The organism is Roseivirga sp. 4D4, assembly GCF_001747095.1.
In the GTDB taxonomy this organism is placed as follows: domain Bacteria; phylum Bacteroidota; class Bacteroidia; order Cytophagales; family Cyclobacteriaceae; genus Roseivirga.
In genome coordinates this window covers 3978772-4001821 of the sequence record NZ_MDGP01000001.1, presented here as the reverse complement: position 1 = coordinate 4001821, position 23050 = coordinate 3978772, and the positions used below count along the sequence as shown (strand labels likewise).

General features: G+C 42.3%; 22 protein-coding genes. 9 read left to right on the top strand and 13 right to left on the bottom strand.

Annotated features, from left to right (window positions below):
* Positions 1-18: 18 nt before the first annotated feature.
* The 7 genes from secDF to BFP97_RS17435 form a co-directional block, all read right to left on the bottom strand.
* Complete coding sequence (secDF, locus tag BFP97_RS17465) at positions 19-3048, bottom strand: protein translocase subunit SecDF (protein WP_069843653.1); 3030 nt, start codon at positions 3046-3048, stop codon at positions 19-21.
* Positions 3049-3150: 102 nt separating this feature from the next.
* Positions 3151-3516: a hypothetical protein gene (locus BFP97_RS17460; protein WP_069843652.1), complete on the bottom strand. Its 366-nt coding sequence runs from the start codon at positions 3514-3516 to the stop codon at positions 3151-3153.
* Positions 3517-3554: 38 nt separating this feature from the next.
* A complete protein-coding gene (gene udk, locus BFP97_RS17455; protein WP_069843651.1) occupies positions 3555-4181 on the bottom strand; it encodes a uridine kinase in 627 nt (208 codons plus the stop codon).
* Positions 4182-4205: 24 nt separating this feature from the next.
* The gene (gene rdgB / locus BFP97_RS17450; protein ID WP_069843650.1) at positions 4206-4784 is read right to left on the bottom strand and encodes an RdgB/HAM1 family non-canonical purine NTP pyrophosphatase; all 579 of its coding nucleotides are present in this window, start codon (positions 4782-4784) and stop codon (positions 4206-4208) included.
* A 30-nt stretch (positions 4785-4814) separates the two neighbouring features.
* A complete protein-coding gene (locus tag BFP97_RS17445; protein WP_083262643.1) occupies positions 4815-5297 on the bottom strand; it encodes an FKBP-type peptidyl-prolyl cis-trans isomerase in 483 nt (160 codons plus the stop codon).
* Positions 5294-6166, bottom strand: coding sequence for an FKBP-type peptidyl-prolyl cis-trans isomerase (locus BFP97_RS17440; protein ID WP_069843649.1), 873 nt, complete (start codon positions 6164-6166; stop codon positions 5294-5296). Before BFP97_RS17440 ends, BFP97_RS17445 begins: the two co-directional genes overlap by 4 nt.
* Positions 6163-7188: a DHH family phosphoesterase gene (locus tag BFP97_RS17435; protein ID WP_069843648.1), complete on the bottom strand. Its 1026-nt coding sequence runs from the start codon at positions 7186-7188 to the stop codon at positions 6163-6165. Before BFP97_RS17435 ends, BFP97_RS17440 begins: the two co-directional genes overlap by 4 nt.
* A gap of 189 nt (positions 7189-7377) precedes the next feature.
* Between BFP97_RS17435 and BFP97_RS17430 the strand changes: the two genes are divergently transcribed.
* Entirely contained in the window at positions 7378-7797 is a 420-nt protein-coding gene (locus BFP97_RS17430) for a nucleoside-diphosphate kinase (RefSeq protein WP_069843647.1), read from the top strand.
* A gap of 72 nt (positions 7798-7869) precedes the next feature.
* On the opposite strand, the gene BFP97_RS17425 is transcribed toward BFP97_RS17430, so the two are convergent.
* On the bottom strand, positions 7870-8622 hold the full coding sequence (locus BFP97_RS17425; RefSeq protein WP_069843646.1) for a segregation and condensation protein A: 753 nt from the start codon (positions 8620-8622) through the stop codon (positions 7870-7872).
* A gap of 151 nt (positions 8623-8773) precedes the next feature.
* Here BFP97_RS17425 and dxs point away from each other — a divergent pair, with 151 nt between their 5' ends.
* Positions 8774-10708, top strand: coding sequence for a 1-deoxy-D-xylulose-5-phosphate synthase (gene dxs / locus BFP97_RS17420; RefSeq protein WP_069843645.1), 1935 nt, complete (start codon positions 8774-8776; stop codon positions 10706-10708).
* Positions 10709-10969: 261 nt separating this feature from the next.
* On the opposite strand, the gene trxA is transcribed toward dxs, so the two are convergent.
* A complete protein-coding gene (gene trxA / locus BFP97_RS17410) occupies positions 10970-11269 on the bottom strand; it encodes a thioredoxin (protein ID WP_069843643.1) in 300 nt (99 codons plus the stop codon).
* A 90-nt stretch (positions 11270-11359) separates the two neighbouring features.
* Here trxA and BFP97_RS17405 point away from each other — a divergent pair, with 90 nt between their 5' ends.
* From BFP97_RS17405 to BFP97_RS17395, 3 genes are all read left to right on the top strand, one after another.
* Complete coding sequence (locus BFP97_RS17405; RefSeq protein WP_069843642.1) at positions 11360-12136, top strand: sterol desaturase family protein; 777 nt, start codon at positions 11360-11362, stop codon at positions 12134-12136.
* A 31-nt stretch (positions 12137-12167) separates the two neighbouring features.
* Positions 12168-12650 (top strand): hypothetical protein, encoded by a 483-nt coding sequence (locus BFP97_RS17400; protein WP_069843641.1) that lies wholly within the window; start codon positions 12168-12170, stop codon positions 12648-12650.
* A gap of 132 nt (positions 12651-12782) precedes the next feature.
* The gene (locus BFP97_RS17395; protein WP_069843640.1) at positions 12783-13322 is read left to right on the top strand and encodes a hypothetical protein; all 540 of its coding nucleotides are present in this window, start codon (positions 12783-12785) and stop codon (positions 13320-13322) included.
* A 112-nt stretch (positions 13323-13434) separates the two neighbouring features.
* Here the strand turns inward: BFP97_RS17395 and BFP97_RS17390 are convergent, their stop codons facing one another.
* From BFP97_RS17390 to BFP97_RS17375, 4 genes are all read right to left on the bottom strand, one after another.
* Positions 13435-15843 carry an ABC transporter permease gene (locus tag BFP97_RS17390; RefSeq protein ID WP_069843639.1) on the bottom strand — a complete coding sequence of 803 codons (2409 nt, stop codon included), beginning with the start codon at positions 15841-15843 and terminating at the stop codon, positions 13435-13437.
* A 552-nt stretch (positions 15844-16395) separates the two neighbouring features.
* Positions 16396-17838, bottom strand: a complete 1443-nt coding sequence (locus BFP97_RS17385) for an aldehyde dehydrogenase (protein ID WP_069843638.1) — start codon at positions 17836-17838, stop codon at positions 16396-16398.
* 1 nt (position 17839) lies between these two features.
* Positions 17840-18868 carry a dipeptidase gene (locus BFP97_RS17380; RefSeq protein WP_255399496.1) on the bottom strand — a complete coding sequence of 343 codons (1029 nt, stop codon included), beginning with the start codon at positions 18866-18868 and terminating at the stop codon, positions 17840-17842.
* The gene (locus BFP97_RS17375; protein WP_069843636.1) at positions 18822-19610 is read right to left on the bottom strand and encodes an SDR family oxidoreductase; all 789 of its coding nucleotides are present in this window, start codon (positions 19608-19610) and stop codon (positions 18822-18824) included. The genes BFP97_RS17380 and BFP97_RS17375 overlap by 47 nt, the downstream gene beginning before the upstream one ends.
* 90 nt (positions 19611-19700) lie before the next feature.
* On the opposite strand from BFP97_RS17375, the gene BFP97_RS17370 reads away from it, so the two are divergent.
* Genes BFP97_RS17370 through kynU form a run of 4 tightly spaced genes read left to right on the top strand, consistent with a single transcriptional unit; the run spans position 19701 to position 23049 of the window.
* On the top strand, positions 19701-20231 hold the full coding sequence (locus BFP97_RS17370) for a 3-hydroxyanthranilate 3,4-dioxygenase (RefSeq protein WP_069843635.1): 531 nt from the start codon (positions 19701-19703) through the stop codon (positions 20229-20231).
* A 36-nt stretch (positions 20232-20267) separates the two neighbouring features.
* On the top strand, positions 20268-21278 hold the full coding sequence (locus BFP97_RS17365; protein WP_069843634.1) for an amidohydrolase family protein: 1011 nt from the start codon (positions 20268-20270) through the stop codon (positions 21276-21278).
* Positions 21278-21772 carry a methylated-DNA--[protein]-cysteine S-methyltransferase gene (locus BFP97_RS17360; RefSeq protein ID WP_069843633.1) on the top strand — a complete coding sequence of 165 codons (495 nt, stop codon included), beginning with the start codon at positions 21278-21280 and terminating at the stop codon, positions 21770-21772. Before BFP97_RS17365 ends, BFP97_RS17360 begins: the two co-directional genes overlap by 1 nt.
* A complete protein-coding gene (kynU, locus tag BFP97_RS17355) occupies positions 21772-23049 on the top strand; it encodes a kynureninase (RefSeq protein WP_069843632.1) in 1278 nt (425 codons plus the stop codon). Before BFP97_RS17360 ends, kynU begins: the two co-directional genes overlap by 1 nt.
* The last annotated feature ends 1 nt before the right edge of the window (position 23050 follow it).

The following is a 23050-nucleotide window of genomic DNA, read 5'->3' as shown; positions in this document are numbered from 1 at the left end:
TTATATCTAATGCTAGATTTAAGCCTGTTGTGCAGTAGCCTCTGCCTTAGCAGCTGCTCTAGCTCTTGCAGATTCTTTTTCCTTATCAGCAGCGGCACCAAGGGTTTTCTTAGTTAAGTCAACAACTGTTGGAGTTGCCACGAAAACTGAAGAGTAAGTACCCACTAGAATACCGATTAACAAGGCGAAAGAGAATCCTCTCAATACTTCACCACCGAAAATGAATAGTACCAATACCACGATCAAGGTAGTCATTGACGTAATCAAAGTACGGCTAATGGTCGAGTTGATAGACTCATTAAATGTTCCAATCAAGTCTCTCGATCCTTTTAATTGTAGGTTCTCACGAATACGGTCAAACACTACCACGGTATCATTTATCGAGTAACCTATAATGGTCAAAAGGGCCGCAATAAATACTTGATCGATTTCAAAACTAATACCTAACCATCCGGCAATTGCGAAAGCAGAAAGCACAATAAATGCATCATGTACCAAGGCCACAATTGCACCCAATGAGAACTGCCATCTTCTAAACCTGATTAAGATGTAAACAAAGATTGCCAAGATTGAGAAACCGAAAGACTTGTAAGATGAATTCTTAATATCATCGGCAATGGTTGCTCCTACTTTGGAAGATCCGATGATGGTAAATTCTCCAGCATCAGGATTAAGCTTTCCATCAACAAAGGTTTTTCCTGTAGCAGATGCAAGACCTGTTACTAAAGTGCTTCTTACTTCATCATCTACAACAGTTGATTCTTCATCAACCTTATAAGAAGTAGTCACCTTAAGAATATTACTCGCATTGTATTCTTTCACCTCTACCCCATCTTCAGTAAATACGCCACTTGACAAAGAAGCCTTCACATCAGATGCAACCATTGGCTGGTCGAATTTCACAACATAAGATCGGCCTCCTTTGAAGTCAACACCAAGTCGCAAACCATTTGTTGAAAGCGCTATCGCACCAACAGAAATAACAATCGCAGAGATCAAGTATGCTAACCTTCTTTTACCCAAGAAATCAATATTGATATTGGTTAACCAACCTCTCGACAATGGTGTCTCGAAAGAGATATTACTTTCATTACCCTTCTTGGTCATCCAAGTCACAATTACTCTTGTGATGAATACTGCTGAGAAGAATGAACAGATAATACCGATCATCAAAGTGATCGCAAATCCTTTTACTGGACCTTGGCCTAAGAAGTAAAGGATCAAACCGGTCAAGAATGTGGTTACGTTCGCATCAATGATGGAACTGTATGCTTTCTTATAACCAGAGCTAATGGCTTGAAGCAAAGGAATTCCATTACGAAGCTCTTCTCTAATTCTTTCAAAGATCAGTACGTTCGCATCAATAGACATACCAATGGTCAATACGATACCTGCAATACCTGGTAGGGTCAAGGCGGCACTTAGGTTAGCCAAAATTCCCATAATAAAGAAGATGTTGAACAATAGGGCCACGTTAGCCACAATTCCACCTTTAGCGTAATAAGCGATCATGAAGATCACTACAATTAAGAGACCCGCTAGAATAGATGTTACTCCTTGTCTTTGTGCCTCAATACCCAAAGTAGGACCAACAACTGCTTCTTCTACGATTCTTGTTGGTGCAGGTAGCGATCCAGCTTTCAAGATATTTGCTAAATCCTGAGCTTCTTCAACGGTGAAGTTACCCATGATTTGAGAGCTACCATTTGGAATCTCACCATTTACATTTGGTGCTGTATATACATAGTTGTCAAGAACAATAGCTATATGTCTGTTGATATTGGCGCCCGTTAAGTTCTTCCACTTCTTTGCTCCAATGGAGTTCATTTGCATGCTCACAGCAGGCCTTGCCATCTGGTCCAGACTCTGACGTGCATCAGTCACAACTTCTCCTGTAAGTGGTGCTTCTCCCCTTGTCGTCTTAATGGGGTAGAGCTGAAGGAATTCAGTATCTTCCACAACTTTTACTCCCCATTTAAATGAAAGGTTAGCGGGTATTAATCGGGTAATGGCCTGGTTACTTAAAACCCTGTTGATTTTAGCAGTGTCTGCCAGATCATATAAGAATCCCACTTCAATAGGTCCTTGCTTTTGTAAAGCAAAGAAGCTAGAAACGCCAGGAGTAGATGTCTCTGTAGAATCAGCCACGGCAGTATCAGCGGCCTGAGCCAATTGAGATTCCAACGAATTCTCAGTCTGTGTATCAGCTGGTTGCAATTCTGAACCTAGATCTGTCGCCACAGCTGACCTTTCAGCAGTTTCAATTTTATCTAGCTCAGTATTAATCGCATTCAGCGTAGAAGCAATTTCATTTGTCTCATATACTTCCCAAAACTCCAACTTAGCCACTCCTTGAAGCAGTTTTCTAACCCTCGCAGGATTATCAACACCAGGCAATTCGATTTGAATTCTTCCGGTTCCCTGAAGTCTCTGAATGTTAGGTTGTGACGTACCAAAACGGTCAACTCTAGTTCTTAGAATTTGGAATGCACGATCAATAGCCAAATCAACTTCTTCGTTGATTACGTCCATTACGTCAGCGTTGGTAGACTCAAAGCTTATTCTACCACTGTTAGCAGCATTAGCAAAGATTCTACTCAGCTTTCCTCCAGGTGCTGTCTCAGTATAAGCTTCCTGAAAAAGCTGAGTGTAGGCTGACTGGCTGTTCTTTTGGCGGTCAGCGGCAAGGTCAATAGCTGTAAGGAAATCAGGATCTTGGCTATTGCCAGAAAGCCCCTTTATGATTTCAACAGGAGATACTTCCAAAGTGACATGCATTCCACCCTGAAGGTCAAGTCCCAGGTTTAATTCAATCTCCTTAATCTCTTTGTAAGTGAACTCTGCTCCTAGGATGTTAAGTACTGGTTGCGTCCAAATGGAATCTAGATAGGCTTGCTTTTTAGTCTGATCGACTACGCCTGATTCATTCTGAGCATATTCTACGGCATCTGCTTGTATCCCTCGAGAAAAGAAAGTGATCGATAGGTAATACAAACAAAGCGCTGTAATGACGACTGTCAGAAAAACGATTGTATTCTTATTTTTCATTGGTAATAAAGGTTATTCTAAAATGTTAAATGAGTTATGAGAGCGAAATAGCTCCGAATTATGCCATTCGAAAGGAAGGGCAGCGATTTGATCAAATATTAACTAGGGTGCGTTTGGCGATTGGAACTGCCGAAACAATGTCTTGAAATGTGGAGAATCATATAGGGCGACTTCAGGTAAGAATGGTACTTTCTCTTCGGTCTCACGAATAACTTCTCCGATGAATATTGCCTGAAAAGGTTCTAACTCAATCCCACTGACTGGTAGAATTACCTGCGAAGTTAGGGAATAGACAATGTCTTGTTTTGGCGCCTCTTCCGACTCTTCATCTGCTTCAATGATTTCCTCACATATCTGATTACTTTGGTAGCTAACCACCTCCTGGCAAATCACAAAGACTGCCACAAAAATTCCCAATAGGAAGAATAGTGATCGCTTAAAGCCCGATATGTTCGTATGAATTTTCATTCAGCGGCACGAATTTAGTAAATCGATTGAAGAAAAGATCAGCTGCTGGGCATTATTTTGCTCTGAATAGCCGCTTTTAACACATGAAGTGCCTTATCAAAGTCTTTATTGTTTGGCACAACTAAATCTGCCTCTTCTTTGTAGGGCTCAATGTACTTCTGATAAGAGGGCATGATATGGTTCTCATACTTGTAAAGCACATCATCCGCATCATAGCCTCGTTCTTCTCTATCCCTTTTAAGTCTTCGTTGAAGTTTTACATAGTCGCGGGCATCTATGAAAATTTTGAGGTCTATCAACTCGGCAATTTTCTTGTAGTGAAAAATAAAAATACCTTCGACCAAAATTACTGGTGCCGACTTTCTAACCAAAGTTTTCGCCTCCGCATTGGGATTATTGAAGGTATACTCTTCCTTTTTAATACTCCTTCCTTCGCTTAACTCTTTCAAATCGGTAGCAAAGTGCTCATAATCAATTGACTCAGGCCTATCAAAATTCAACTCACCATTCTTATCTACCAACTGGTATTCACGAGGTCTATAATAGTCATCTTGAGATATACAAGTGACATACCTGCCATCAAATCCCTCAATCAATTGTTTCAGAAACCTGGTCTTTCCAGAACCACTTCCACCCGTTATACCAATGATATATGGCTTTTCCATAATGCAAAAATAGAAAGCTTAGCGTTAATTAAGTTGATTTAGAAATGCAGCCAGTTTTTCAACGGACCTTTTTCGGTGACTCATTGTATTCTTCACATCGGCCGATAGCTCGGCAAAAGTCTGATCATACCCTTCAGGAATAAAAATTGGGTCGTAGCCAAAACCATCCTCACCCGTTTTTTCTGGAGCAATACTTCCCTTTATAATCCCTTCAAACTGTCTTTCGACAGATGAATCGATGTAGGTCACTACCGCCCTGAATTGTGCATCTCGACTATCGGAGGGGCTCAGTTCGGATAATACTTTGTCCATGTTCTTATCGGCATTCCTGTCTCCGGCATAATGTGCAGTATGTACACCCGGCCTACCATTAAGTGCACTCACTTCCAGTCCAGAATCGTCTGAAAAGATGGGCATTTGAAACTTATTGAATAGGTATTGTGCCTTTTCTTGGGAGTTCTCTTCTAAAGTCTCATGCGTTTCTGGCAGTTCACCATCGAAGCCTATATCACTCAAGGATTGAACTTCAAAGCGATCGCCCAAGATAGTCCTGACTTCTTCTAGTTTGTGAGGATTATTTGTAGCAAAGCAAATTCTTTTCATAGCTAAAGAAAAGCACACTGAGGTACTTCGCTATCTCACATCTAAAACCTGAATATCAAAGATCAGCACAGAATTAGGCGTGATAAACTGGCCTTGCCTATTGTTTCCATAACCAAGACCTGACGGAATCAATATAGTAGCACTAGTACCTGCATTCATCTCTCGCAATGCAATCTCCCAACCTTGAATAACATCGCCACGGCCGACCACTACGTCAATGGCCCCTACGCCAATAGAGGTATCAAACTCTGTTCCGTCAAGTAAGTATCCTCGATAATCAACAACGACCGAGCTACCGAAGCTAGGCAGCGGTCCTGTGCCGGCTTGCGTAGTAATAATTCTAATCTCGCTAGGCCGAAGCGTATCGGCTACAAGGTTATTCTGCGCCAAGTATGTTTCAATTAAATCAATATCTATGCGCAGCTGTTCTTCCTGATCGAAAATATTATCCTGATCACAGGATGCGATTAGAAAAAACAAAACAGGTAAAAGGTATACTAATTTCTTCATCATTTAATGTCTACCAGTTCTACATCAAAAACTATCACTGTATTCGGTCCAATCTGCGATCCGAAACCCGATGTACCATAAGCCAAGTCTGAAGGAATCAATAAGGTTCCTTTAGCACCTTTACTAAATTTGGGCATACCGATGTTCCAGCCTCTGAGAATCTCCCTGTCACCTAGAACAAATGACCTAGGGCCATATATTCTATTCGGGTTAAATAAGTCGTTTTCTCTCGCAATCACCTCACTGCTAGTGTCGATTAGTGTTCCATCCAACAAAGACATCGAGTATTTTAAAAATACTTCATCTCCATCTTTTGGAAAAACACCATTTCCACTTTCCAAAGTTACATAATAGAGCCCTTCCTCAGTAGAAGAGGCCTCTAAATTATTGTTAACGATAAAAGCTTCAATTAATTCTTTATCCGTCTTGGCTTGTGCCAGCCTGTTTCTTTCTATAACCGTAGATTCGTTCTCAATTTCTGTAACTCTTATGTTCCAAGTTACGCTTTGAGTTGTATCCATTCTTGGAGAAATTGGGAGCCCGGTAAAGCGAGCATAATCTCCCAAGGACATTTCTATTTGAAGACTGTCGCCCTCTCCGGTCAAGTTAAGTACCTCACGTATTTCCGGGGGAGCTCCAATATTTGGATTTATAAAAAAGCCACCTTCCTCTGTCTGAAAGATGAGTGAATCTCCCAGATAATGGGCCATGTCCATGAACATCACATCCCCCATTCTAGGTTTGTCAGCCCCTTTGTCATCAAGTAATCTGTACTTAAGGCCTGAGTCTAGCATCACATAAGGTGGTGTTTGGTCACAACCCACAATGAGCACAAACAGCGCCACTAGGAAAACACAGATATTTCTTTTCATAGCAGTTTATATTCTTCCTCTAATTGATCCTTATACTCTTCTAAAACGCTCTTAAAACGATCCACCGTGTCTTCTAGAGAAAGCTCGACTTTACCTCCAGCTGCATTCCTATGCCCACCACCATTGAAATACTTGGCAGCAATTTCATTAGCCGGAAACTTGCCGATAGACCTGAGTGATATTTTGACGCCACCTGCTGATTCTTTAAATAGTCCTGCAAGGGTTATTCCTTCTATTGAAAGGGCATAATTGACCAAACCTTCAGTATCTCCTGTTTTCGAATTATACTGTCGTAATTCATCTTCGGATAAGGCAAAGAAAGCAACACGGCTATCAGGAATCACTTGTAAATTTTGACTTAGTGCATAGCCCAAAAAGCGGAGTCTATCGATAGAGTTTTTGTCATAAACTTCCTTGGAAACACGACTATTATCGGCACCATGAGCAATAAGTTTGGCGACAACTTCATGCACATTTTGTGTAGTATTAGGATGCCTAAACCCACCTGTGTCGGTCATGATACCAGCATATAGACACTCTGCAATGTCCTTATCGATAAAATCTGCGTCACCTAATGCCACGATCAAATCATAGCAAAGCTCACAGGTAGCAGCTGCTCCTGTATCCCAAAGTCTGAAATCAGCAAAATCTTCAGGATCTAAATGATGGTCTACATTCACCTTGAACCCATTCGCTTCTTTAACCATATCGCCTAATTCATCGATACGGCCCAGAACGGAGAAATCTAGTGTCATTATGATGTCTGCTTGATCCATTAACACTTTAGCAGTGTCGTGAGTATCTTCGCTATAAACCAACACATCATCATTGCCTTTCATCCAATGCAAAAAACCTGGATACTCGGAAGGTGTGATGACCTGCACATCATGCCCCTTTTTGATCAAGTAATTGGCCATGCCCAAGGAGGAGCCCAAGGCGTCTGCATCGGGTTTCACATGAGTGGTAATTACGATTTTGCTGGGATTACTAAGCTTGGATTTTAATAAGTCTAAGTTCTGCATGCACTGCTTCCGACAAAGTCGGTCCGTCAAGAATCGGCAAAGTTGTCAAGAAATCGGCTACGAAACAATCAAAGAGACCTTGATTATCTGAATATTAAGTCCTTAAAAGATTCATTCTAAGGCCGTATCATATTAAAAATTATCTTCTATTTTTGCGCACGAATTTTAAAAAGGAACTATAAAACGATTATGGCAACTAACAGAACATTCACAATGATTAAGCCTGACGCTGTGGCAGATGGTAACATTGGTGGGATCATGAAAATGATCGAGGAAGCGGGATTTAAAATCATTGCTATGAAATATACCAGGTTGACCACTGAGTTAGCCGGTAAATTCTACGAAGTACATAAGGAAAGACCTTTTTACGGTGAGCTAGTGGACTACATGTCTTCTGGACCTATCGTAGCAGCCATTCTTGAGAAAGATAACGCTGTTGAAGACTTTAGAACTTTAATCGGTGCTACTAATCCAGCAGAAGCTGCTGAAGGTACTATCAGAAAAATTTACGCTAAGTCTATTGGAGAAAATGCTGTTCACGGTTCAGATTCTGACGAGAATGCAGCGATAGAAGGAAACTTCTACTTCTCTATGGGAGAGAGATTCTAAGATCAAAGGAATTGAATTCAGAAGCGGCCATGAGCCGCTTTTTTTATGTCTGGACATTGAATTAAGCCCGTTTCAATCCTCCACAAGCTCATCCTCGATCTTCTCGACCCAAAAATTATTAAACCCTTCACCCAAATGCATCGTGATCTTACGCATTTGCAGCAGGTCAAGAATGGAGAGAAAATTAAAGATCACAGCAATCTTATTCGGTTCAAAAGCGATCAGCTCGGTAAAAGAAAGCCTTGGGGAAGCCGCTAATTTATCAAGTACAAACTGTCGCTGAGTACTGATAGAATATGGGTATTGAACCACTTGGTGAGTAGGCTTTTGCTGCTCATATTCAAAGCGCGAAAGAACCCGTTGATACACCTTAAGCAATTTATAAAGGTCAATATCCTGAAGTTCGGCCTCGACATTGCTGCCTTCGGCAAGTTTTCTAAGTTCTTTTACAATGTTACCCCGCTTTTCTTTCCGAAGGCGGTCTCCTTCCATCTGACCTAACTCTTCAATTACTGATTTATACTTCTTGTATTCCAGTAAATGACGAACAAGCTCTTCTCGAGGATCAATTTCGTTTCCTTCCTCATCCAGAACAGGCCTTGGAAGGAGCATTTTAGCCTTAATACGCATTAAGGTGGCTGCCACTAAAATAAACTCACTGGCCACTTCAACATTCATCTGCTCCAGATGATGTAGGTAATCCAAAAAATCAGATGTGATTTTATTAATCGGGATATCGTGAATATCTAACTCGTCTCTTTGGATAAAGAATAAAAGGAGGTCGAAGGGACCTTCAAAGAGAGGAAGTTTTATCTCGAAACTCAACGATTATAAAGGGTTTTCAATCAAATATATAGAGAATGGTTAAATGTCTCATTTGGTGCCAAAATAATTTTTAATTTTGGGGGTTGTTAAGAAATCTATGCCAAACATTTAACTCGTAGTATAGTTGATAAGGCATTAGTTTTAAAAATCCATGTTGATAGAGCCCGGATCGCTTCTTTCCAAAATTGACTCCCCTGCCGATTTAAAGCAATTAGATCAGACCCAACTCGTAAAGGTCTGTGATGAACTGCGCCAGTTTATTGTTGACAATGTTTCCGTCTACGGAGGTCATTTTGGTGCATCGCTGGGAGTGGTAGAACTGACTGTGGCGCTGCATTACATCTTTGACACGCCAAAAGATCAATTGGTTTGGGATGTCGGACACCAGGCTTATGGTCATAAGATTTTGACAGGAAGAAGGGACGTTTTCCATACCAACAGGATTTACAACGGACTTTCTGGCTTCCCTAAACGAAAAGAAAGCGATTACGATACTTTTGGAGTTGGACACTCATCTACCTCCATTTCTGCAGCATTAGGCATGGCCATTGCCAACCAATACAAAAAAGATGATCGCCAACACATAGCCGTCATTGGAGATGGTGCTATGACAGGTGGTTTGGCCTTCGAGGGTATGAACCATGCCGGTGACACGAATGCCAACATACTGATCATACTCAACGACAACTGCATGTCGATTGATCCGAATGTAGGTGCTTTAAAAGACTATCTGACAGACGTTACCACATCACATACCTATAACAAGGCAAAAGATGATGTCTGGAAATTGCTCAGCAAGTTTTCTAAGTTTGGCAAAAGTGCACAGGAGGTTATCTCAAAAGTAGAGCACTCGATGAAGTCGCTGCTTTTGAAACAGAGCAACCTTTTCGAAGCACTAAACTTAAGGTATTTTGGTCCTGTGGACGGGCATGATGTACATCATTTGACCAATGTCCTCAATGACCTTAAAGACATTCCTGGCCCGAAAATTCTTCACTGTGTTACAGTGAAAGGAAAGGGTTATAAACCTGCTGAAGAGGGCAATGCTACCAAATGGCATGCACCAGGCAAATTTGATAAGGTAACGGGTGAGGTATTCAAAAAAGTGCCTGATTCACCTCAGCCTCCTAAATATCAGGATGTTTTCGGCCATACATTAGTTGAATTGGCGGAAAAGAATGACAAGGTAATGGGAATAACCCCTGCAATGCCTTCTGGTTCTTCGATGAACATTATGATGAAGGCTATGCCTGAGCGAGCTTTTGATGTTGGAATTGCCGAACAACATGCCGTAACATTCTCTGCGGGTTTAGCTACACAAGGACTAATACCTTTCTGTAACATCTACAGTACATTCATGCAGCGTGCCTTTGATCAGGTCATTCATGATGTCTGTATTCAGAATTTACCTGTTACCTTCTGCCTCGATAGAGCAGGGTTCGCAGGAGCGGATGGCCCTACTCACCATGGTGCATATGACATCGCCTACATGCGATGCATTCCGAATATGATTGTGGCGGCTCCAATGAATGAGGCGGAATTAAGAAACATGATGTACACTTCTCAATTGCCACGAGAAGGACACGCCTTTACCATTCGCTACCCAAGAGGTACGGGTGTAATGCCTGAGTGGAGAACTGAGATGAAGAAAATGGCCATTGGTACAGGAAGAAAGATTGCCGATGGTGAAGAAGTAGCCATTTTAACACTTGGCCATATTGGTAATTATGCGGTTACGGCAAGAGAGCAACTCGTTGAAGAAGGCTTGAACCCTGCACATTATGACATGCGCTTTGTTAAACCTCTGGACGAAGAGTTGCTTCACGATATTTTCAGAAACTTCAAGAAAGTGATAACAGTGGAAGATGGCTGTGTCATGGGTGGTTTTGGTAGTGCAGTACTTGAATTCATGGCAGACAACGGTTATGCAGCCAAAGTGGTAAGACTGGGAATTCCCGATGCCATTGTAGAGCACGGCACCCAAGAACAACTGCACGCTGAATGCAACTTCGATGTTGCTGGCATTGCTAATACGGTTCGTGAATTGGCTGGAGTAAAAAGCCCGAGTAAAGCCTCTTCTAACTAGGCTATCTATCTAAATTAAACTTCCTGTTTCTTCTTGACTTAGATGCTACTTTCAAGTAGATCAGAGAACCGATTATTGGGACAAATAATAGGAGTAGGAAACTAAAGATCCTCTGTGTTCCAGAACTGGTATCGTTATATAGCTTGTAGAAGGCAAAAAACATTAGTGCTATATGCAAGAATGTTAAAGTCTGAAAAGCCATTAAGTTATTATCGTAGAGGTATATGTCCATAGTTCTGGTAATATACGCAGTTTACTTTATTAAGAAGCTCTCTCTATCATGCTGGCCAAATCTCGCTTCGTCATCACACCGGCTCTATTCTCCACAACCTTCCCATTTTTGAATAGAATCAAAGTGGGTATACTTCTCACACCGAACCGCTGAGCGATCGGCTGATTCTTGTCTACATCAATTTTAATCACCTTCACTTTATCGCCCATTTCTTGGGCAACTTCCTTCAACACAGGCGCCATCATTTGGCATGGCCCACACCAATCGGCATAAAAGTCTACGAGTACTGGTGTATCCTGATCTATTAACGTCTCAAACTTTCCTTTCATCACTATCAAATTATGCTATTCTAAAACCTAAGAAGTGATTCATTTGTTCCCTATTTTCACAAAGCTTAAACCGAGCACACCTAGTTCGATATGCATCAGTACGACTTTACAGATCCATTGACCTTTCTTGCACTAACCGGCCTGATGTTCTTGATGGTGGTGTTTAGGTATAGCTTGGTGGCCGGAATCTTTTATGTAGTTTTCTATATCATCGATCCGAAAGACTTTCGGAGTCGAAAGGTCCATGTTCCAACAAGAGATAAAAAGCAGTACAGACGCGAGATCATGTGGTCTACATTGACTTCCCTATTCTTTGCACTGGCTGGGGCCGGTATGGTGGTACTTTGGCAGAAAGGGTATACAGCCATCTATGAAGACATGAATCAGTTTGGGTGGTGGTGGCTGCCCATCAGCTTCCTGATCGCTGCACTAATTCATGAAACCTACTATTATTGGCTGCATCGCTGGATGCATAGGCCCAAGGTTTATCGACTGATTCATAAAGTCCATCACGATAGCCATATCACTTCTCCCTGGACATCTTTCTCCTTTCATCCAGGGGAAGGCATACTACAATCTGTGATTATTCCTGTAGTCATACTCTTTCTTCCCATGCATTATTGGACCATTGTGACGCTGCTAACTTTTATGACCTTAACCAGCGCTATCAATCATTCCAATGTTGAAATCTACCCCAAAGGATTTCATAAACACTGGCTCGGCAAATGGATGATAGGTGCAACACACCATAGTCTCCACCATACTCAATACCGCTTTAACTTTGGGCTGTATTTTACCTTCTGGGACAAATGGATGAAGACCGAGAGTGAGAAGTACTCCGAGGATTTTGAGAAGCATACGAATTAAAATAACTTCATACCTATCATTTCTATGACTCATGAATACTGATCCAAAAGAATTCCTCTTTCAAACTAAGGAATTTGCAATTTCAGAACACTCATTTCATTTTCTAAGAAACAGATTCAACTATAAAACAATTAATGCAACTGAGGTGAGAGATTTGATTTTGGAAAAAGGACATCAGGTAGCCAATTGGTTGATTATTCTCGTAATTGGGACATGCCTTTTAGCACTCAGTGGTTATTATTTTTTACGACTATTCGATTATTTAGGAAGTGATAGCTCCTCTGGACCAATCTTCATTGAGTCGTTCGTTATTCCTGTTATCCCGATGTTATTGGGAGCCTATTGTCTCTACATTTCCTTAAAAACGGGGGCAAGACTCAGGGTAACCTATGGCGACAACAAGTCAAAACACTTTCCTCTGGTCAACGTCCAAAAAGAAGGACAAATTGATTCCCTCGTGCAAGTTTTAGAAGAATCATCTTCTTTTAGCACCATCTTTAAGAATGGTTTATAGACCAAAATCAGCCATAGTGGAGTAAATTTTATTTGTTTCTAAAAAGAGAATATATTTAATTTGTTGAAATCCAGCACATACGCTTAGCTCGTATTTGGATTAAACAGGTTTTTAAACTCAAAAGAAACAATTATGAATATCATCAAATTATTGTCCATTGCGGCACTAAGTCTTGGGTTGACTGGTCACAACCCTTACCACGAAGTAATCATTCGAACTGACGATGGTGGAGCGGTTAGCTTAATGACCACCAAGTATTACCACAAACGAGCCACAGACATCTTACTTACCAAAACAAATGCAGAGGGTAACGAAGAGTGGTTTAAAACTTATGGTGGAACGAGCTATGATAAATCCAGTGATCTGATAGCCACCAATGACGGAGGCTATGCCATCTTAGGCTCCACCAGCTCTTATGGCAATGGCAACTATGATATCTACTTGATCAAAGTTGATAAAAAAGGCAAGAAACAATGGAGCAAGACCTATGGAGGGTTTTATAACGAATACGGTTACTCAATCAAGGAGCGTAAAAATGGGGACTTCGTCATCCAAGCTACTGGACAAGGCTGCTTTAACTGGAGTGGCGCTCCAAACTGCGATGGAGAGAAATGGCAGTTCAGAGTAGACAATAAAGGCAAAGAACTTGGCCAATTGGAAGTGGCTAAGTAAGTAACAGGGCTGTCTCAAAGGCTGATGGAGCGTCATCCTGAACCCGCCTGTCTAGCGCAGGCGGGTTCAGAATGACGACAATTTGGGCCTTTGAGACAGCTACTCTTAATATTTACTCATACCGCAGACTATCCACGGGGTTGGCTTTTGCAGCCCTAGCGGTTTGGAAACTCACGGTTGCAATGGCGATAAACAATACCAACAGTGCCGGTAAGGCAAAAATGTACCAGTACAAATCTATTCTGAAAGCAAAACCATTGAGCCATTGTTCCATTCCATAGAAAGCAATTGGTATGGCCAAGACAATTGAAACCATAATCAGTTTCAAGAAGTCAGTAGAGAGTAACTTGAGGATACTCGGTATGGAAGCTCCTAAAACCTTTCTAACGCCTATTTCCTTTATACGCTTCGAGGTCATAAAGGCAGCTAAGCCAAATAAACCCAGGCAAGCCACAAAAATGGTGAGCCCTGAAAAGATGGTGAATACTGACCCAAATTGCTTATCTGCTTCATACTGCTCTTCAAATCGATCCTCCAAGAAAAAGTACTCAAATGGATTTCCAGGAAAGAATTGTCCCCATTTTTCTTGAGCCATTTGCACCACCTGCTGCGTATTGGCGGCATTGTATTTGATCGAATAAAAGTTATTGGCATTTGGAATCAGCCTAAAGATCAGCTTGTCAAAATTCTCTTTTAAGGAAGTATGGTGGTAATCTTCCAGCACTCCTATAATGGTGTACACTTGACCCCAGAAGAAAATACGTTCACCTAAGGCCTCTTCAGGGTTTGCAAAACCAAAATCCTTAGTTGCAGCTCGTGAGAATAAAATTTTTGCCTCTTCATCTCCATACTCCTTGTTAAAGCTTCGCCCAGCAATCACTTCCATATCGAAGGTCTCCACAAATTCATAGCCTAATCCCAAGACCCGGTATTGTTTGCCCTCGCTGTCTGGTGCTCCCTCTTTTCTAATGCCACCGGCATTCCAACCAACACCTCTGCCAGGCACACCAGTACTGACCACCACATTCTCGACATTAGCATCTGTCTTCATTACCTCAGTAAAGGCAGTGAGCTTCTCGCTGTAGGTAGAATCCGTGACACTTGGCCCGTTGATGACCATTGTTCTATCAATATCCACTCCTAGTTCCTGATTTCTCATAAATGAAATCTGCTCGTAAACGGTATACGTACCAATAATCAACCCTACGGATGCCATGAATTGAAAAATCACTAGGCCTTTTCTCAACAGTCCACCTCCTCCAGAAGTGAGTTTAGCTCCTTTGAGTGTATCGATAGGTTTAAAGGAGGAAAGAACAAATGCAGGATAGAGCCCTGAAAGAAAAGTACCCACAAAGAAAAGTACCCCCAGACCAAACCAGAAACCTTGCTGAGCAAAAAGTGCCATGCTCATCGGTTGATCGGTCAAATTAGCAAAACCAGGTAGCACCAAAGCCACAATCAGGAATGCTAGTATTACTGCAAATAGATTGACAAGGAACGACTCCGTTAAAAACTGTCGGATCAGCTGTCCTTTTTGAGAACCCAATACCTTTCTAAGCCCTACCTCCCTAGCTCGTTCCATTGACTTAGCAGTAGCCAGGTTGATGTAGTTTACCCAAGCGATCAGCACGATGAAGAATGAAATCACAAGTAAAGCGTAAACGGAATCACCATCACCATTGACCTCAGCCTCTCCAATGAAGTTGGAGTACAAATGAATATCCGCCATGGGCTGCAATTCAAAGTCCATCCACGTATCCACATTCCGCATCTCTTCGCCCCATTGGCTCTCTACAAACTCATCAATTTTTACCTGAAAGGCCTCCGGAGTGGTCCCTTCTGCCAATTCGATATAGTTAAAATAGCCGTCCCAATACCATACCCGGTTGGCATCAGCGGCAAAATCCCCCTGAGCAACTGTGGACCAAGAAGCCAGTATATCAAACTTGAAGTGAGAATTGTCAGGTACATCCTTGAACACCGCTGTGACCTGAACAGGTCGATCTCTATTGTACATTAGGGTTTCTCCAATAGGATTGGTGTCTCCAAAGTATTTCTTAGCAACACTTTCTGAAATCGCAATTGTATTCGGTTCCGTCAGTGCATTTTCTGTATCACCATCTGTAATCTGAGTTCCAAAAATCTTGAAGGCATCTTGATTAGCGAAGTAGATGCTCCGTTCCATGAACTCAATATCTCCTTTAGAAATGACCCCACTGGTGGAGGTTAACCTCGCGTAACGCTGTACTTCGGGATAGGCTTCATTGAGCAAATGGCCAATCGAAACGACACCTGAAGCCCATTCTGTACTTAGCTCTCCTTGATTATATCGATTCGTTTTAATGCGATAGACATTCGAAGCGTTCTCATTAAAGTCCTCATAGCTTAGCTCATAGTTGACGTATTGCATAATGAGCAAACTGGCAGAAATACCCAGTGCGAGTCCGGTAATATTGATAAATGAAAAGACTCGATTTTTCAGTAATGACCGAAAAGCAATTTTGATATAGTTCTTGAACATGGTGGTTTGAGTTTATGGTATGACCTTGGTTTATTAAAGTGGTTACACTTTAAGACGACTTTCAAGCAAGTTTATTACGCTTTGCGTAAAGACCCTATTTCATTGTTTAAGTTGCACAGGAAACTAAGTACTGTCAAAGCAACTGCCGACCGAGTAGGATATAAGGTAACTGGATCGGGACTATCTCGATCAACTTTTTATTAAACTTAATAATAGAAATAAAGCTAATTAGAAAGATTAAAGTCTGGTAGGGACAAAATAAAAGAGTCACTCCCGTTGGAGCGACTCCCTTTCACCTAAACACCTGGGTAACTAACTACTCATAGTGAATCTTTCGATTCCTACACCCAGACTTATCTTTAATTTACCGGGCGGTAAATGTTATTTCAAATTCCAATTCAGGTCTACTATCCCCTGTATTGTAAAATCAAAGTTAGTAGGATTTTTTATTAAATAAAATTTAACAAATCAATAATTCGGAAAAAATCGAACAATTTCCCTCTACAGCTGTTCATGTCGTTTAAATACACTTTTTTGTCGTATGTACTAACACTATAGTTTTATACACACATTCTTTTTCTCTGTAAAAAAGTTCAGAACGTCCCAGCCGCCCTCTCTACCAACACCACTTTTCTTCACTCCACCAAAGGGAGTTCTGAGGTCTCTAAGCAACCAACAATTCACCCAAACAATACCTGCCTGAAGTGTCGAACTTACCCTATTGGCTTTGTTCAAGTTGCTTGTCCAAACGGTAGCAGAAAGTCCGTATTCCGTACTATTCGCCATTGTCAAGACCTCTTCTTCACTATCAAAAGGTGTAATAGTAACGACAGGGCCGAAGATTTCTTGCTGATTTGTCTGACAATCGTAAGTCAAGCCTTCAATTACCGTTGGTGCTATGTAGTAGCCCTGCGCTAACTCACCTTCAAGGTGTACTTGGTTTCCACCTGTGAGGACTGTTCCTCCCTCTTGCTTAGCCAGTTCTACATAGCTCAGTACTTTCTCCATATGAGGTTTAGACACCACAGCTCCAAGATTCGAATTTTGATCTGATGGGTCTCCAACCTTCAAGCGATTCACCTTTTCGACAAAAGCGGTCTTAAAACGATCGTAAATACTTCTTTCCACGAAGATTCGCGATCCACAAAGACAGATTTGGCCTTGATTCGCAAAACTGGAATGCACCGAAGTCTTCAATGCCTCTTCGAAATCGCAATCCGCAAAAATGATATTTGGATTCTTTCCTCCCAGTTCTAGCGATAACTTCTTAAACATAGGGGCGGCAGTCGCAGCTATCCTTTTTCCTGTCTCAGTACCTCCTGTAAACGAAATTGCCTTGATATCGGGATGTTCCGAAATAGCCTGACCCGCATTTGGGCCTGTCCCATGCACGATATTTAAAACACCCGCTGGCAAACCTGCTTCTATACACAACTCTGACAATAGAAATGCCGTCATAGGTGTGATTTCAGAAGGCTTGGCCACAACGGTATTGCCTGCCGCTATAGCAGGCGCTATTTTCCAGGTAAATAGATAGAGCGGCAAATTCCAAGGCGATATACAGCCCACTACTCCAATGGGAGACCTTAAAGTCATATTAATAGCATCCTGATCTGTTTGATGCGCTTCAGTAGATTCATGAAGTATGGCCGAAGCAAAAAACCGAAAATTGGCTGAAGCCCTGGGGATATCCACTCGGCTGGCAAGTTTAATCGGCTTTCCATTGTCCTTGGATTCAGCAGCAGCTAACCTTTCATGGTTTGCATCTATTAGGTCAGCAATCTTCAATAATAGATTAGAACGCTCCTGACGGCTTGTGGTAGACCAGTTTGGAAAAGCTGCACTGGCAGCATCCGTGGCCTTCTGAATGTCATCACTTGTCGAATCGGGTATTTGACTGTAAACCTGTCCATTGGCAGGATTATAGTTGTCAAAGGATTGACCGTTTTCAGCATCTACTAATTCTCCGTTGATGTAGTTCTTAATGATCTCCATATCATTTCCAGTTAGAAGCTATAAATCGTTCTACGTTTGCATGTGCTATTCCTGCAAGCTCTTCGTCAGTAACGCTTGAACTCAATTCTTTAAGAATACCCTGATATTTCGTGGCGTCCTCATGCTTAGGGAAGTAAAAAGGAATTCGAGATTTATCCGGGTGATCTCCCGTGTAAAAGAAATCTGCGCCAAAAGCAATAGCCTTATCTCCGCCTTTCAATCCCACACCATATTTTACATGTTCGATCAGTGCATTCGGATCGTTATCATTCAAAAATGCACGAAGGAAATTGATACCAATAAGCCCTCCTCGATCGATAATTTCTTGTGCGTTTGCTTTGGTCAAATTCCTTGGGTGATCCCATACTTGTCGGAAATTGGAGTGACTGGCAATTACAGGTACCTTAAGTCCTTTTTTGTAGGTATAATCTAGGATATCATGTGCCAGTGCGTCAGAGGTGTGAGACAAATCAACAGCAATTTCTCTTCCATCCATATAATCCAATAAGGCCTCTCCATCAGGCTTCAATCCAGCTTTAGCATAATTTCCTCCTCCAAACCTATTCTCCGCATGATGAGTAAAGCTGATATAGAAAAGCCTTCCAACATTGGAAATTATGGTCTCAAGGTTTTCGAAAGCATTCTCCAATGGTTCTTCCTCATTGCAGATACCCGAAGCGCTCTCGAGGGATGCTACAATCCCAATACCTTCGTTTGAGGAATTAAAGCTGGGGTCTGCTTGATAAACATCTGCCGAATAGTCTTCCAGCAAACCCTTATAAATCTCCGACTGAGCAACTCCATTCCTGGAGCTCTCCTCCTCAACAGCCGTGTAAATGGCCATCACTTGCATTGCCACATTACCGCTTTTAAGGAAAGGGAAACCGGCACCAAAAGCTTTAGTATCAGCCGTTGCCTCGCGGTTCATCAGCAGATAGACCAGTAAGTCACAGTGCAAATCGATTATTGGGTAGTTCTGCATGCTAAAGACTCCCTGTTCTACCTCCGTCAACCGGAAGGTTAACACCATTGATATAGCTTGCGGAAGGGGTAGCCAAGAACACCGCTGCTGCGGCAACTTCCTTTGCGTCCGCGAACCTCTTGGCAGGTACGCTTGCCTTCATAGCAGCATCAACCTCCTCAATGCTTTTGCCTGTTTTCTTAGCCTTGTTTTCAATGATAGAACTCAGGCGTTGAGTTGCGGTAGCTCCCGGTAATACATTGTTCACCGTTATCCCGAACTGCCCAAGCTCATTGGCCAATGTCTTAGACCAGTTGGCCACAGCACCTCTAATGGTGTTTGAAACACCCAGTCCTTGCAAAGGCACTTTCACCGAGGTGCTGATAATATTTATAATACGGCCATAAGCCGCTTCCTTCATGCCTGGCACCAGCGCTTGCGCCAATATTTGATTACATATCAAATGTTGGTTGAAGGCTATTCTAAACTCATCAATTCCGGCATCAATGGCTTGACCACCCGGAGGACCTCCAGTATTATTGATGAGAATATGATACTGGTTGCCTTGCCCAATATGCTCGTCCAGAGCGGCCGTTAGTAAATCAGGTTTCGAAAAGTCAGCTACTAAAGTCTGATGCTTCTGTCCCGAAGTATGGAACAATTCTGATTTTACCTGATCGAGGGCTCCATCGTTTCTGGCACAAAGCGTTACACTTGCACCAAGGTTTGCCAGTTCTTCGGCTATTGCCTTGCCAATACCCTGCGTACTACCACAGACAAAGGCATTTTTTCCATTTAAATTAAGATCCATAGGTTTTGGGCTATCAACCAAAGTTATGAAAATCGGGTTTAGTCCTACGGTGATTTTCCGTATTTTAGAGGCAAGCTAAATAGAAAGGAAATGGGCATTAAAAGACCTTTCAATCTTAACCAATGGATTGAAGATAATCGTGATTTGTTAAAGCCACCCGTGGGCAATAAAAACCTTTATCCTGAAGGAACAGACTACATCGTGATGATTGTGGCTGGACCAAATGCCAGAAAAGATTACCACTACAACGAAACAGAAGAGCTTTTCTATCAACTCGAAGGAAACATCACAGTTAGAATTCAGGAAGACGGAAAAGCAGTAGACATTCCGCTAGGCCCTGGCGATATGTATCTTCACCCACCTAAAGTTCCGCATTCACCTATGCGTGCCGAAGGATCGCTTGGTTTAGTCATCGAAAGAGTGAGAAAACCAGAACATACCGATGGCCTCATGTGGTTTTGTGACAACTGCAACAACAAACTGCATGACACCTACTTCCCTCTAACCAATATTGAAAAAGACTTTCTGCCAAGATTCAAAGAATTCTACGGCTCGGAAGAACTAAGAACCTGCAAGAACTGCGGACATACCATGGAATCCGATTCACGATTCGTGGAATAGTCTCAATACTTTGTACTCAATACTTAATACTAGCAAATGCTAAAAATCGATATGCATACCCACATCATTCCAAAGCATCTGCCCAAATGGACAGATAAGTTTGGGTATGGTGACTTTATACATCTACATCACCATAAAGAAGGGGCTGCAATGATGATGAAGGGATCGAAGTTCTTTCGTGAAATCCAATCCAATTGTTGGGATGGTGCCGAAAGAATTGAGGAGTATGCGACACATGGCACTCAAGTTCAGGTAGTGAGCACTATCCCGGTAATGTTTTCCTATGATGCCAAACCAGAAGATGCGCTAGAAGTATCGCGCTTTTTGAATGATGACATCGCAGAGCTCTGTAACAAGTATCCAAAGAATTACATAGGCTTGGCCACAGTCCCCATGCAAGACGAAGAGCTGGCCATACAAGAATTAGAACGTTGCAAAAATGAGCTGAACCTACCTGGAATCCAGATCGGTTCGAACATCAACGATAAGAATTTAAGTAGTCCTCGGTTCTTCCCAATTTTTGAGGCTTGCGAGCGACTGGGTATGGCTGTCATGATTCACCCTTGGAATATGATGGGTTTCCATAGTATGGAGCGCTACTGGCTACCTTGGTTGGTAGGTATGCCTGCCGAAACATCTCGCGCTGCCTGTTCCCTGATATTTGGTGGTGTACTGGAAAGATTACCTGAGCTAAGAGTGAACTTCTCGCATGCAGGAGGATCGTTTTTGCCTACTTTGGGTAGGGTTGAACATGGATTCAACTGCCGACCAGATTTGGTGGCTATTGACAATCCAGTCAACCCGAGAGAGTATCTGGGTAAATTCTGGATCGATAGCATAACACACGATCCATTGTTGCTGAAGTATGTGTTGGAAGTACAAGGCTCCAAAAGGATCACTTTAGGTTCAGACTATCCTTTCCCGCTAGGCGACCTTGAAATTGGGGCCTACATCGAAGAGATGGGGCTATCTGATGAAATCGTAGAAGATATTTTTTGCAATGCCACACTGGAATGGCTAGACCTTCCAAAAAGTCAGTTTGAATAATGAGAGACACTGCCATATCATATATGGATAGCCCCTTGGGCAAAATCAAAATCGTTGGAGAGAACGACCACATCAAGCGAGTGAGCTTTGTGGATGGAGAAGAAAGGGCAACTGACGGCCCTGTTCCCCTGGTCGTGAGAAATTGCAAAAAGCAGTTGAAGGAGTACTTTGCAGGAAAGCGCAAAGAGTTTAATGTACCTCTCGATCCCGATGGCACAGACTTTCAAAAGGAAGTTTGGAAAGCTCTCTTGGACATACCCTTTGGGAAAACTTCGACCTACGCCAAGCAATCCATTACCCTTGGAGACATTAAAAAGATTCGAGCTGTGGGAACAGCCAATGGCAAAAATCCGATAGCGGTCATTATTCCATGTCATCGTGTAATTGGCACTGACGGTAGCCTGACGGGTTATGCTGGTGGATTAGATAAAAAAGAATGGCTACTAAGGCTTGAAGAAAGTATGCCTGGCCAAAACCAAACGAGTTTGTTTTGATGAATTTCGAAAACACCCTTTCCTTCGCAAAAGAACAGGATGCTGCTGACCCACTAAAGTCCTATAGGGATCGCTTTCATATTCCTCAAGTCAACGGAAAGGACAGCTACTACTTTACAGGTAACTCATTGGGTTTGCAGCCCAAATCTGTTCGTGGATTCATCGAAGAAGAACTAAAAGGCTGGGAAACCTTGGGTGTCGAAGGTCACTTTGACGGGCATAGCAAGCCTTGGGCGCACTATCATAAGTTTAGTAAGGAAGCCCTGGCCAAAATAGTTGGTGCAAAGCCATTGGAAGTAGTTTCAATGAATAACCTCACGGTGAACCTTCACCTATTAATGGTTTCATTCTTTAGGCCTACCCCCACCCGATATAAGATCATTTGTGAAGCAGGCGCATTTCCATCGGATCAATACATGTTTGAAACACAATTGAAGTTTCATGGATTGAATCCTGATGAAGCCCTCATCGAACTGACTCCTCGAGCGGGCGAGCATACACTTAGGACAGAAGATATACTAGCTGAAATCAAAGCTACTGGCGATGAACTGGCACTGGTGCTCATAGGTGGAGTTCAATACTACACAGGTCAATTCTTTGACTTAAAAACGATCACTTCAGCCGGACATGAAGTAGGTGCCTTAGTAGGTTTTGACTTGGCCCATGCCTTTGGTAACCTGCCGCTATCTCTTCATGACTGGGATGTGGATTTTGCCACCTGGTGTTCTTACAAATACTTGAACTCAGGCCCAGGAAATGTTTCTGGCATTTATGTGCATGAGCGCTTTGCTGAAGACAGTTCACTCAACCGCTTTGCTGGTTGGTGGGGACACAATGAGTCAGAGCGCTTTCTAATGAAGAAGGGATTCAAACCCATGTCTGGTGCGGATGGCTGGCAATTGAGCAATGTGAATGTGCTCTGTACAGCAGCTCATCTCGCCTCGTTAGAAATCTTTGATGAAGTGGGTATGGATGCACTACGGGAAAAGAGTTTAAGGCTGACGGGGTATATGGAATTCCTGATCAATCAATTGAGTGGAGAGGATCAAATCTTTGAAATTATTACTCCCTCAAACGCGGAGGAACGTGGCTGTCAGCTTTCCATTTTCTGTCATAAGAATGGCAAACAGCTTTTTGACGCACTCACTAAGGAAGGTGTCATTGCAGATTGGCGCGAACCGAATGTAATAAGGGTAGCGCCTGTCCCATTATATAACACATTTGAAGACGTTTATCACTTCACCAGAATACTAGGTGAGGGTCTGGAAAAGATGTAAG